An 11,871-nucleotide genomic window follows, 5' to 3' on the forward strand; every position below is an offset into this window, starting at 1 on the left:
AGCACGCTGCCCAGCACCCCGGCGACGAGCGCGATCAGCGTCGTCTCGGTGCCGATGAGCTTGCGGATCTGCCGCGGGGTCGCCGCGACCGCGCGCAGCAGCGCGAACTCCCGGCGGCGCTGGTTGATGGTCAGGGCCAGCGTGCTCGCCACCACGAACACGGCGATGAGCAGCGCGAACCCGCCGAACGAGCCGGCGATGGCCAGCAGCAGCACCCGTGTCTGGCTGACGTCGAGGAACTCGATGCTGCTGCGCTCGACACCGGTGGCCACCTCGGCGCCGCCGGCGACGGCGCGCACCCGCTCGGCCAGGGTCTCCGGTGCGACCCCGGGGTCGGCGAGGACGCCGATCGCGTGCACCTGGCCCGGCCGCCCGGCCAGCTCCGCGGCCCGTTCGGGGGTGAAGTACAGCGCCGACTGGCGCGACCCGCCGTCGACGACGCCGCTCACCTCGAACACGACCGGCCCGGACCGGGTGGTGATCCGCACCTGCCCGCCGATGCCGACGTCGGCCCGGCGCGCGAGATCGGCGTCCAGCACGACCTCGTCCGCGGCGGCGGGCGCGGTGCCGCCGCGCAGGGCGAAGGGCGCCAGCGCGGCCGCGTCCCAGTTGTGCCCCAGCGACTCCCGGTCGGCGAGCACCCGCCCGTCGCGGGTGACGACCTGCGCCGGGAAGCTCTGCTCGGCGACCGCCGCGCGCACCCCGGGCACCCCGGCGATCCGCGCGGCCAGGGCCGCCGGGACCGACGGCTGCTCGCCGACCTGCTCGGTGGACAGGGCGTCGGCGCCGGGCGGGCGCACGGACTGCGCCCCGCCGACGACGACGGCCGCCGCGGCGTAGCGCTGGGTGGGGACACCGGCACGCAGGCCGGACTCCATGAGGATCCCGCACGCGGCCACCAGGGCGGTGCCGCACAGGATCGCGATGAAGGCGCCGGCGAACCCGCCGAGCCGGCTCCGGATCGTCTGCCAGGCGAGGTCCAGCACGCTCACCACTCCCCGAGGTGCGTCATCCGCTCCGCCACCCGCTCGGGAGTGGGGTGCGGGAGGTGCCCGGCCAGCTTGCCGTCGGCGAGGAAGAGCACGCCGTGCGCGGCCGACGCCGCGACCGGGTCGTGCGTGACCATCAGGACGGTCTGGCCCATCTGCTCGACGATCGCGCGGAGCAGGTCCAGCACCTGGCGCCCGGTGCGGGTGTCGAGGGCGCCGGTCGGCTCGTCGGCCAGCACGACCTCGGGCCGGGTGACGAGCGCCCGCGCGATCGCGACGCGCTGCTGCTGCCCGCCGGACAGCTCCGCCGGGCGGTGTTCCAGCCGGTTCGCGATCCCCACGCCGTCGACGATCTCCCGCAGCCACTGCGGGTCCGGCTTGCGCCCGGCGAGCCGCAGCGGCAGCGTGATGTTCTGCAGCACGTTCAGCGACGACAGCAGGTTGTAGGCCTGGAAGACGAACCCGATCCGGGTGCGCCGCAGCTCGGTCAGTTCGCGTTCCTTCAGCCCGCCGATCTCGGTGCCGCCGAGCAGCACCCGCCCCGACGTCGGCCGGTCGAGGCCGGCCGCGCAGTGCAGGAAGGTGCTCTTGCCCGAGCCGGACGGGCCCATCACGGCGGTGAACGTCCCCCGGGCCACCCCCGCCGACACCCCGTCGAGCGCGGTGACGGCGCCGTCGCCGGAGCCGTACACCTTCCGCACCCCGGTCAGTTCCAGCGCATACGCTGTGGTCATTGCGATCCCCTTCGTTCTCTCCCAAGGAAAACTAGGGCGGCGCGGACGGCGGATCGATCCCGTGGAGAGGTGGATCCGGGGTAGCGCCAGCACTACCCCGGCGGTGGGGTGGGACACTGTGGCCGTGACGACCCGCTTGCGCGAGTGCTGGTCGGCGGTTCGTTACCTCGTGGTCGGCGCCGGCACGTCGCTGCTGTCGATGTTCGCCCTCACCGGGCTGTTCGCCGTGCTGCTGCTGTGCCCGTTCGGCATCGGGATCCCGTCGCTGGCGCCGATGATCCGGCTGTCGAGGTGGCCGGTCGGGGTCGACCGCCGCCAGGCCGCGCGGCACCTCGGCGAACCGATCCCCGAGCCCTACCGCGACGGCTCCCCGCTGAAGGACCCGGCGACCCGCCGCGACCTCGGGTGGCTGGCGATCCACGCCGCGACCGGGACGATCATGGGTGCGCTGGCGTTCGGCCTGCCGCTGAGCGCGCTCCAGCAGGTCGTCTTCGCCGTGGTCTGGCCGGCCGTCCCCGGCGGCATCGAAGGCTCCCTCGGCCTGGTCGTGAACTCGTGGCCGATGGCGGGGCTGAGCGTGCTCACCGGGGTCGCGATGGCGGCGTTGTTCCTCCTGGTGCCGCGCGCCGCCCGGTGGAAGGCGGGGATCGCGCGGCGGCTGCTGCGGCCCGCGCCCGGCGTCGTGCTGGCGGACCGGGTCGCCGAGCTGACCGCGACCCGGGCGGCGGCCCTGGAAGCCCACGGCGCCGAGCTGCGGCGCATCGAGCGTGACCTGCACGACGGCACGCAGGCGCGGATCGCGGCGGTCGTGCTGCAGCTGGGCATCGCCGGCCAGCTGTACGACCGCGACCCGGCCACCGTCCGCGACCTGCTGGTGAAGGCCCAGGACACCGCGACCGACGCGCTGGCCGAGCTGCGCACGGTCGTCCGCAGCATCTACCCGCCGCTGCTGAGCGAACGCGGCCTGGCCGGGGCGGTGCGCGCGCTCGCCGAGCGCAGCCCGGTGCCGGCCGCGGTCGACGTCGAGTACGAGCCGGGCCGCCCGGCGGCGGTCGAGGCCGCCGCGTACTTCGTCGCCGCCGAGGCGCTGGCCAACGTCACCAAGCACGCCGACGCGTCCCAAGTGGACATCGTGCTCGGCGGCACGGCGTCGTTGCTGTGCTTGGAGATCCGCGACGACGGCCGCGGCGGCGCCGAAGAGGCACAGGGCAGCGGGCTGGCCGGTATCCGCCGCCGCGCCGAAGCCTTCGACGGAACCCTCACCCTGACCAGCCCACCCGGTGGGCCGACCGTGCTGCGAGTGGAGCTGCCATGCGGGTCGTGATCGCCGAGGACGACGCGTTGCTGCGCGAAGGCCTCTCCCTGCTGCTGAAGACGGCGGGCATCGAGGTGGCCGCCGCGGTCGCCAACGCCGAGGACTTCCTGGCGTTCATCGAGGGCGAGCGGCCCGACGCGGTCGTGATGGACGTCCGCATGCCCCCGACCCACCGCGACGAGGGCCTGCGGGCCGCCGTCCGCGCCCGCGAGATCCACCCGGCGCTGCCGGTGCTGGTGCTGTCGGCCCACGTGGAGACGAGCTACGCGGTCGAGCTGCTGGCCGACGGCGTCGGCGGGGTGGGTTACCTGCTCAAGGAGCGCGTCGGCAAGGTCGAGCGGTTCCTGGACGCGCTCCGGCGCGTCGCGAAGGGCGGGACGGCGATGGACCCCGAGGTGATCGCCCAGCTGATGGCCCGCCGCCGCGCGGCGGACCCCTTGGCCGCGTTGACCGCCCGCGAGCGCGAAGTGCTGGCGCTGATGGCCGAGGGCTACAACAACAGCACGATCGCGGAGCTGCTGGTCGTCAGCGACGGTGCGGTGCTCAAGCACATCCGGAACATCTTCGCGAAGCTCGGGCTGCCGTCCGACGAAGGCGCGGGGCACCGCCGGGTGCTGGCGGTGCTGGCGTACCTCGGGCGGGACGCGGGGTAGCGCAGGCACCACCCCGCATCCGGGTGCGGACGGCATTCTCGTGACCGTCGCGGTTCTTTAGCGTTCACGGCATGAACAACGACAACGTTTCGACGCGTTCTTCGAGCCCGGTTCTGCTGTGGCTGGTCCTGGTCGTCAGTTCCGCCGTCAACGCGGCGGGCCCCGTGCTGGGCTGGGGTTTGCCGGTGCGGACGGTCGCCGGCGGGATCGCGGTGGTGATGATCGGCTTGCTGATCACCCACTACGTCCGGCGACGCCGGGAGCAGCGCCACTCTTCCTGATCGTCGAACCGCGCGGCCCCTCAGCCCTCGGAAGCCAAGGCACGCAACAGATCCCGCAGGGCCTCCTGCTGATCCGCGCGCAGCGATCCCAGCGGCGAGCTGTCGCCCAGCAGCTTCACCGCTTCGGTTCGCCGGCGGTCGCCCTCCGGGGTGAGGACGATCTGCTTGGCCCGCCGGTCCGTCGGGTGCGGGTGCCGGTTGAGCAGCCCGCGTTCCTCGAGGCGGTCGAGCACGAACGTCGCGTTCGAGGCCTCGCACGCCATGCGCGCGGCCAGCTCGCGCGCGGTGATCGGCTCCGACAGCTCGCGCAGCGCCACCACCTGGCTCGGGGTGAGCGCCATGGCGTCCGCGACCCGCCGGACGTGGCCGTCGAGGGTGCGCGCGAGTCCGTGGACCAGCTTGCAGACGTCGCGATCGATCTCCTCGCTCGACATGCCCGCAACTCTAGCCCCCATGGTTCGAACTGTGATAGTTCTAGCTCGAATCATTACAACTCGAACCAACTGGGGGTTCGGTGGTCGTCTTTTCGCTCATGCTCGTCGTGTTCAGCCTCACGACCGGCGAATTCGTGGTGTCGGGCATCCTTCCGGACGTCGCCGGCGGGCTGGCGATCCCGCTTTCGGCGGCCGGTCTGCTGACCACCGCCTACGCGATCGGCATGATCGCCGGTGGCCCGATCGTCACGCTGCTGACCGCGCGGGTCTCGCGGAAACCGCTGATCATCGGGCTGGTCACCGCGGCCGTGCTGGCCAACGCGGCCTCCGCGATGGCCCCGGCCTACCCGCTCCTGCTGGTTTCCCGGGTGCTCGCCGGCCTGGTGGTGGCCACCTTCTTCGCCGTCGCGATCGCGACCGCGGCGGCGGAGGCCCGCCCGGGCAGGCAGGCGTCCGCCGTGGCGAAGGTGGCACTGGGCTTGAACCTCGGCATCGTCCTCGGCGCCCCGCTGGGGACGGTCGTCGGACAGCACCTCGGCTGGCGGGCGACGTTCTGGTCGGTCTCGGCCGCCGCCGCCCTGGCGCTGCTGGCGGTGCTGCGGTTCGTCCCGGACCGCCCGTCGCCGACGACCGGCCCGGTGACCGGCGAGCTGCGCGTCTTCGCCGACCGCCGGGTCCAGCTGGCGATCGCGCTGACCGCGGCCGGCAACGTGGGAGTCCTGGCCGTCTTCACGTACCTCGCCCCGCTGCTGACCGAGATCGGCGGCTTCCCCGCCGGAGCCGTCCCGGTGCTCCTCCTCGGCTACGGCGCCGGCGCGGTAGCCGGCAACACCGTCGGCGGCCGCCTGGCGGACCGGGCACTGCTGCCGTCGCTGGCCGGCCTGCTCGCGACGCTGGCCGGGGTGCTGGCCCTGGCCTGGCTGGCCGGCGGCAACCAGGTCGCGACGGCGGTGTCGACGGTGTTGCTGGGCGCGCTCGCCTTCGCCATCGTGCCGGGCATGCAGACCCGGGTGATCACCGCGGCGGGCGCGGCCCCGACATTGGCGGTGGCGGTCAACGCCTCGGCCTACCAGCTGGCGGCGGCAGTCGCCGGCTGGCTGGGCGGCCAGGTGGTCGACACGGGCGGCCCGCGGCCGATCTACCTGGTGGCGGCAGCACTCACCTTGGGCGGGTTGGGCATCGCGCTGTACTCGCTACGGCAGGACAGGCGAGTATCGGCATGAGTGCTCCGGGCGGCAACGGGCCAAGCGCCGCGGCGATCGGCCCCGCGGCGCCCCGGAGCGTCTGCCGCCTCCTCACTCCAGCTGATCCGCCCGCGACTCCGCGCCCCCAGCACCGGAGCCCTCCGGCACCCGCGTCAACTCCCGGCGCACCACCGGCGCAAGCACCATCGCCGCCGCGACCAAGGCGCCGGCGACCCAGAACGGGCTCACCGTGCCGAGCAGCGCGCCGGCCAGCAGGGGGCCGGCCGTTGCGCCGCTGTTGAGGGCCGCCGTTGCGTACGATCCCGCCATTGTCGGTGCGCCCTTCGCCAGGTGCAGGCTCCGGGCGATCACCGTGCTGCCGACCGCGAACGACAACGCCCCCTGGACGAACGCCAGTGCGATCAGCGCGGCCGGGATGTGCGCGGTCAGGGCCATGGCCACCCAGCCGCCGAGCAGCGACGCGCCCCCGGCCGCGACGACCCGGCCCGGCCACCGGTCGGCGAGGCGCCCCGCCGCCGTGACGCCGGCGAAGCACCCGCCTCCGAAAGCCGCCAGGGCCACCGGTGCGACACTGCCGGCCAGCGGTGCCAGGTAGGTGAAGACCCCGAACGTGGCCGCATTGACCAGCGCGGCGAGCGCGAGCACGCCGGCCAGCGTGCGCAGCTCGGCCAGCTCGGCCCGCAGCCTGGCCGGCTTCGCCCCCGCCGGGGTGTCGGGGATCCGCCACACCCCGGCGAAGGCGGGCAGGCACAGCAGGGCGACCACCCAGAACGCCGACCGCCAGCCGAACGCCGCGTCGAGCAGCGCCCCGCCCGGCACCCCGGCGACGCACGCCACCGTCGTGCCGCCCAGCAGGACAGCGAGCGCGCGGCCCGGTCGCGCCGGCCCGGTGGCCGCGGTCAGGGCGACGGCGAGGAAGCCCGCGTTCGCCACCGCGGCCAGCACCCGCATCCCGAGCAGGACGGCGAACGACGTCGTCAGCCCGCTGACGACGTGGGTCGCGGCGAAGAGCGCCAGGAAACACAGCAACGCGGTGCGACGACGCCACGCTCGTGCGAGCGCGGCCATCAGCGGCGCGCCGGCGACCATGCCGACGGCGAAACCGGAGGTCAGGTAACCCGCCTGGGCCAGGGAAACCCCCAGCGCGGCGGCGATGCCGGGCACCAGCCCGGCGAGCATGAATTCGGACAGGCCCATGGCGAACACCGCCAGGGCGAGGAAGTACAAGGGCACGCGAAACTCCAGGGAGCACGAGATCGACGGACGATTTCGTGGTCACCCGGGGAACCGGGAAGCGGAACTCACCGGACCGCCGGGAAGACCGGCAGCCCGTTCCTGGACGCTTCGGGGCTCGACACGAACCCGAGGTTAGCCGATGCCCGGCGTCGTGTCGCGGGAGTTCCCGCCGTCCTCGATCACGCCGACCTGATCCGGGTCCGCCGGAGCCGGCATGTGCCGGATGCTGTCGCTGCCCTTGTGGTCGTGGGCGCGGTTGTACCGGGAATCCAGCACCCGCACCAGTTTCTGCGTCGCCCCGGCGAAGGAGTCGTCCACAGTGGCCGCGTGGTGGGTGACCGCCACCGGCTGCTTGCCGCCCGGCCGTGCCTCGATCACGCACTTCTTGTCTTCCGGCTTGCCGCCGCTGTCTTCACTGAAGTGCACTTCCACCCCGGTCAACCACGCGCCGAACCGGGACAGGCTCTGCTCCAGGTCGGTGGTCACGTAGGTGGCCAGTCGTTCGCCACCGTGGATGTTGTGGTCGGTGTTGACCTGGATCTGCACGAGCACCCTCCGAATCGGACAGCGTTGATTCCGCTCAGTACCACGGAGGCGGCGAAGTCAAACGAAGCCGATCGACCACAACCGCTTCGAGGACAGGCTAGGGACGGAGACTGCGCAGCATCAGGTCCGCGAAGTGCTTCCCCACCTGTTCCCCCGACAGCTCCCCGTCGGCGTGGTACCACATGCCCAGCCGGTGGATCGCGCCGAAGTGGTAGTTGATCACCAGGTCGGCCGGGACGTCACCGCGGAAGACCCCCGCGCGCTGGCCCTCGGCGACCAGGTCGCGGACCCGCTCGTGGTACGTCCGCCGCTCCGCGCGCACCTGGACCTGCTTGGACTTCTCCAGCAGCGGGAACGACTGGAAGAACACCGTCGCCGCGTCGAGGTCGGCGATGCTCGTGACCACGACGTCGGCGATGATCGCGTGCAGGCGCTCCGGCAGCGGCAGGTCCGACTCGGCGATCGTCACCATCCGCCGCGTCTGCATGCGCAGCATCGCCGCGTAGATCTCGAAGAGCAGGTCGTCCTTGGACTCGAAGTAGTGGTACAGCCCGCCTTTGGTGACGCCGGCTTCCTCGACGATCTCGCGGACCGTCGTCGCCTCGAAGCCCTTCTCGGCGAACAGCCGCACCGCCGCCCGCACGACCTTCTCCCTGACACTCATGTCGCCACCCTATGTGAGCGGACGGGCCGGCCCGCGGCAGCCACGAGCCGGCCCGATCGTCACTTGCTCACCAGGTTGACCTGCTCGGGAGTGGCCCGCTCACCGGAGTAGGGGGTGATCGCGCCCGTCCCGCGGTCGGTCACGGCCGGTGGCTGGAGCACCGTCGTCGTGGTGTCCGGGTTGATCTTGAACACGAACGCGCCCGTGTACCCGGCGTGCGAGTCCTTCGAGAACCCGAACGGCGTCAGGCCCGGCCCCTTCAGCGCGCCGGAGCTCATCGCGTCGACGACCTTCCGCCGCGTCGGGTCCGGCCCGGCCGCCTTCAGCGCCTGGCCGAACGTGTAGGCCTGCACCATGCCGAACATGACCGTGTTGGTGAACGGCTCCTTCGGGATGTACTTGTCGTGGATGCCCTTGAAGTAGGCGACCCACGGGTCCGACGTCTGGGCGACGTCCGGCAGGTAGCCGGTGCCGATCAGGCCGGCCAGCAGCTGCCCGCTGGAGACGCTCGCGCCGCCGCGCTTGGCGAAGTCCTGCAGCAGCCCGGACAGCGTCGCCGGGTCCGCGCCGATGCTGCTGACCACGAACTGCGGCCTGTACCCGATCTTCGCCGCGGCCAGGATCGACAGCGCGGTGAACGCCGGGATGCACGCGCAGACCACGACCTCCGCGCCGGCCGCCTTGAGCGCGGACAGCTGCGGCGTGACGTCGGTGTTCGCGCTGTCGTAGCCCTGCTTGACGACGACCTGGTCCTTGACGAACTGGTCGAGCCCGGCCTGGGTGTCGCGGCCGACGTCGTCGTTCTGCGTGAAGTAGCCGACCTTCTTGCCGGCGAAGGTGTCCTTGACGTACTTGCCCTGGATCTTGCCTTCCCGGGTGTAGTCCACCTGGTACCCGAAGGTCATCGGCGCCTTCTGCGGGTTGTCCCAGGCGAGCGCACCCGAGGACACCAGCAGGTCGGGGACGCCTTCGGCGTTGAGGTAGTCGACCACCTTCGAATGCGTCGGCGTTCCCAGGCCGCCGACGATCGCGAAGACCTTGTCCTGCAGGACGAGCTTCTTGACGACCTCGACGGTCTTCGTCGGGTTGTAGCCGTCGTCCTCCACGTGGTAGTCGATCTTGCGGCCGTTGATCCCGCCGCCGTCGTTGATCGCCTGGTAGACCGCGCGGGCGCCGGCGGAGATCTTGCTGTACCCGGGCGCGGCCGGGCCGGTGAGCGGCTGGTGGGTGCCGATGACGACGGTGTCCTTGGTGACGCCGACGGCCGAATCGGTGGCGGCCTGCTGACCTCCGCCGTCGCTCTCCCCCGCCCCACCGCACGCGGTCAGGGCCAGGGCGAGGGCGAGGAAACCCGCACCGAGCTCAGTCCTTCTCATGGTTCTCCTTCTGGTTCGCGGATCGGCGGAGGAGCGCGCCGAGCCGGTGGAAGCCGCCCTGGATGCCGCGCGGGAAGGCGAGCACGACGACGATGAGGATCACGCCGTACACCGCGAGCGGGAGGTTGTTGGCCACGTCGGTGTTCAGGTGCAGGACGTCGGCGAGGTCCTCGGACCAGGCCTGGAAGTACACGAGCGCGACCGCGCCCCACAGCGCGCCCCACAGGGAGCCGAGCCCGCCCAGCACGACCGCGGCCAGCAGGCTCAGCGACAGCGCGGGCGTGAACGAGCCGGGCGCGGCGGTGCCCAGCAGGAACGCCTGCAGGCCACCGGCCAGGCCGCCGCACACCGCGCTGACCAGGAACGCGAGGATCTTCGTGCGGCCGACGGCGATCCCGCTCAGCGCGGCGGCGACCTCGTCGTCGCGGACCGCGCGGAAGTCCCGGCCGAGCCGGCCGCGGACGATGTTCACCACCAGCACCAGCGCGAGCAGCACGCTGAGCCAGACGATCCAGGTCTGCCAGCGCAGTTCCGGGACGACCCCGACCACCGCGGACGGTCTGCTGTGGACGGTGAAGCTCAGCCCGTTGCTGCCGCCCAGGAAGTCGGGGAACTTCCGGGTCAGGGCGGGCAGGCCGACCGCCAGGGCGAGGGTCGCCCCGGCGAGGTACGGGCCGCGCAGCCGGGCCGCCGCCGCGCCGGCCAGCAGCCCGGCGAGCCCGCCGGCGGCCGAGGCCAGCAGCAGGTCGGCCCACAGCGGGAACGACGGCACGTGCTTCACCAGCAGGGCCACCGTGTAGGCGCCGATGAACATGAACGCGCCGTGGCCCAGCGAAACCTGCCCGGTGAGGCCGGTCAGCAGGGTCAGCCCGGCCACCGCGACCAGGTAGTAGCCGATGGTCGCGATCCGCAGGTTGGTGAACTCGTCGGTGACCAGGGTCAGCAGCACGACCACCACGAGCGCGCCCAGCGCGGCGAGCGTGTGGACCAGCAGCGGCGGCAGTGTCCGGCGCTTCCCGACCTGCGCCACTTCGACTTCCGGGGCTTCCGTGCGCACGCTCATACCCGCCTCACCTTGGCCCGGCCGAACAGCCCGCTGGGCCGCAGCGTCAACACGACGACCAGGATGGCCAGCGCGGCGATCGTCACCATCTCCGGTCCGAAGTAGCCGGACACATAGGACAGTCCGACGCCGAGGACGAACCCGCCGGCGATGGTGCCCAGCGGGTTGTCGAGGCCGCCGAGGACCGCCGCGGTGAGCGCGTAGACGAAGACGCCGTCCAGCACGTTCGGGAAGAGGAACGGCGGGGTGGCGAGCAGCCCGGCCAGCGAGCCGACGCCGGCGGCCAGCCCCCAGCCCGCGGTGAGCATCAGGCCGACCCGCACGCCGAGCGTCCGGGCGACCTCCGGGGCGAACGCGGCCGCCCGCATCCGCAGGCCCAGCGGCGTGTACTTGAACACCACCAGCACCAGCGCGGCGATGGCGACGACGATCAGCACGACGAACAGGTCGTTGGCGGAGAACCGGCCGCGGAAGTCGAAGGCGTACGGGAACGCCAGCGGCTCGTTGGACCAGATCATGCCCGCGACCGCCTGCAGCACCAGCAGCAGCCCGAGCGTGACGATGATCGAGCTGAGCTCGGAGCGGTGCCGCAGCGGCCGGATGAGCAGCCGTTCGGTGGCGACGCCCAGCAGGGTCCCGGCGACGATCGCGACGGCGAACCCGAGCCAGTAGCTGCCGGTCGCCTTCGTCACCGAGTAGGCGAGGTAGGTGGAGATCAGGGCGAGGGCGGGTTGCGCGAAGTTCACCACCCGGGTGGCCCGGTAGATGATGACCAGGGCGAGCCCGAGCGCCGCGTACACCGCGCCGGCCGAGATCCCGCCGAGGGTCAGGTCGAAGAAGTCCTGCATACCGGACCGATCACCTCCATGGTGACGCTCAGAAGCCGAGGTAGGCGTGGCGGAGGCCGTCGTCCGCCAGGAGTTCCGCGGCGGTGTCCACCGCGACGACCCGGCCGAGCGCGAGGACGTACCCGCGGTCGGCGATGGACAGCGCGGAGTGCGCGTTCTGCTCGACGAGCACGACGGTGAGCCCGGTGGTGGCCCGCAGGTCGCGCAGGATGCCCATGATCCGGGCGGTGATGAGCGGCGCGAGGCCGAGCGACGGTTCGTCGAGCAGCAGCAGCGACGGCCGGCTCATCAGGGCCCGGCCGATGGCGAGCATCTGCCGTTCGCCGCCGGAGAGCGTGGCGGCGGGTTTCGCCGAACGTTCTTCCAGGGCCGGGAAAAGCTCGTACATTTCGGTCCGCGCGGCGGCGCGATCGGCGCGGTCCCGCCGCCACAGCGCGCCCAGCCGGAGGTTCTCGTCGACGGTCAGTTCGGTGATGACGCCGCCGCCTTCGGGCACGTGCGCCACCCCGCCGCGGGCGATCCGGTCC

14 protein-coding genes are annotated in these 11,871 nt (G+C 72.6%); 4 read left to right on the forward strand and 10 right to left on the reverse strand.

Translation table 11 applies throughout. The features are described from left to right. Together CCN39_RS50750 and CCN39_RS20680 are read right to left on the reverse strand one after the other, a co-directional pair. Positions 1-986: ABC transporter permease (locus tag CCN39_RS50750; protein WP_167455131.1), on the reverse strand; the 986-nt coding region annotated here is incomplete at its 3' end. Between the two features lie 2 nt (positions 987-988). Then, a complete protein-coding gene (locus CCN39_RS20680; RefSeq protein WP_086844380.1) occupies positions 989-1,723 on the reverse strand; it encodes an ABC transporter ATP-binding protein in 735 nt (244 codons plus the stop codon). 124 nt (positions 1,724-1,847) lie between these two features. Between CCN39_RS20680 and CCN39_RS20685 the strand changes: the two genes are divergently transcribed. From CCN39_RS20685 to CCN39_RS20695, 3 genes are all read left to right on the forward strand, one after another. Then, on the forward strand, positions 1,848-3,047 hold the full coding sequence (locus CCN39_RS20685) for a sensor histidine kinase (RefSeq protein WP_086844397.1): 1,200 nt from the start codon (positions 1,848-1,850) through the stop codon (positions 3,045-3,047). Continuing rightward, positions 3,035-3,691, forward strand: a complete 657-nt coding sequence (locus tag CCN39_RS20690; protein WP_086844382.1) for a response regulator — start codon at positions 3,035-3,037, stop codon at positions 3,689-3,691. The genes CCN39_RS20685 and CCN39_RS20690 overlap by 13 nt, the downstream gene beginning before the upstream one ends. Positions 3,692-3,762: 71 nt before the next feature. After that, a complete protein-coding gene (locus CCN39_RS20695; protein WP_086844384.1) occupies positions 3,763-3,972 on the forward strand; it encodes a hypothetical protein in 210 nt (69 codons plus the stop codon). Positions 3,973-3,992: 20 nt separating this feature from the next. On the opposite strand, the gene CCN39_RS20700 is transcribed toward CCN39_RS20695, so the two are convergent. Then, complete coding sequence (locus tag CCN39_RS20700) at positions 3,993-4,427, reverse strand: MarR family winged helix-turn-helix transcriptional regulator (protein WP_244210890.1); 435 nt, start codon at positions 4,425-4,427, stop codon at positions 3,993-3,995. 59 nt (positions 4,428-4,486) lie between these two features. On the opposite strand from CCN39_RS20700, the gene CCN39_RS20705 reads away from it, so the two are divergent. After that, entirely contained in the window at positions 4,487-5,629 is a 1,143-nt protein-coding gene (locus tag CCN39_RS20705; protein ID WP_244210891.1) for an MFS transporter, read from the forward strand. Positions 5,630-5,701: 72 nt separating this feature from the next. Here the strand turns inward: CCN39_RS20705 and CCN39_RS20710 are convergent, their stop codons facing one another. The 7 genes from CCN39_RS20710 to CCN39_RS20740 all read right to left on the reverse strand — a co-directional run. After that, positions 5,702-6,856: an MFS transporter gene (locus CCN39_RS20710; RefSeq protein ID WP_434781118.1), complete on the reverse strand. Its 1,155-nt coding sequence runs from the start codon at positions 6,854-6,856 to the stop codon at positions 5,702-5,704. 123 nt (positions 6,857-6,979) lie between these two features. After that, a complete protein-coding gene (locus CCN39_RS20715; protein WP_244210893.1) occupies positions 6,980-7,399 on the reverse strand; it encodes an HPF/RaiA family ribosome-associated protein in 420 nt (139 codons plus the stop codon). A gap of 91 nt (positions 7,400-7,490) precedes the next feature. Then, positions 7,491-8,057 carry a TetR/AcrR family transcriptional regulator gene (locus CCN39_RS20720; RefSeq protein ID WP_086844388.1) on the reverse strand — a complete coding sequence of 189 codons (567 nt, stop codon included), beginning with the start codon at positions 8,055-8,057 and terminating at the stop codon, positions 7,491-7,493. A gap of 59 nt (positions 8,058-8,116) precedes the next feature. Then, a complete protein-coding gene (locus tag CCN39_RS20725) occupies positions 8,117-9,433 on the reverse strand; it encodes an ABC transporter substrate-binding protein (protein WP_086844390.1) in 1,317 nt (438 codons plus the stop codon). Next, positions 9,420-10,496: a branched-chain amino acid ABC transporter permease gene (locus tag CCN39_RS20730; RefSeq protein WP_086844392.1), complete on the reverse strand. Its 1,077-nt coding sequence runs from the start codon at positions 10,494-10,496 to the stop codon at positions 9,420-9,422. The genes CCN39_RS20725 and CCN39_RS20730 overlap by 14 nt, the downstream gene beginning before the upstream one ends. Further along, on the reverse strand, positions 10,493-11,344 hold the full coding sequence (locus CCN39_RS20735; protein ID WP_086844394.1) for a branched-chain amino acid ABC transporter permease: 852 nt from the start codon (positions 11,342-11,344) through the stop codon (positions 10,493-10,495). The genes CCN39_RS20730 and CCN39_RS20735 overlap by 4 nt, the downstream gene beginning before the upstream one ends. 28 nt (positions 11,345-11,372) lie before the next feature. Further along, a partial coding sequence (locus CCN39_RS20740) for an ABC transporter ATP-binding protein (RefSeq protein WP_086844396.1) occupies positions 11,373-11,871 on the reverse strand: 499 nt, incomplete at its 5' end.

It is taken from the genome of Amycolatopsis kentuckyensis (genome assembly GCF_002155975.1).
Classification (GTDB): Bacteria; Actinomycetota; Actinomycetes; order Mycobacteriales; family Pseudonocardiaceae; genus Amycolatopsis; species Amycolatopsis kentuckyensis.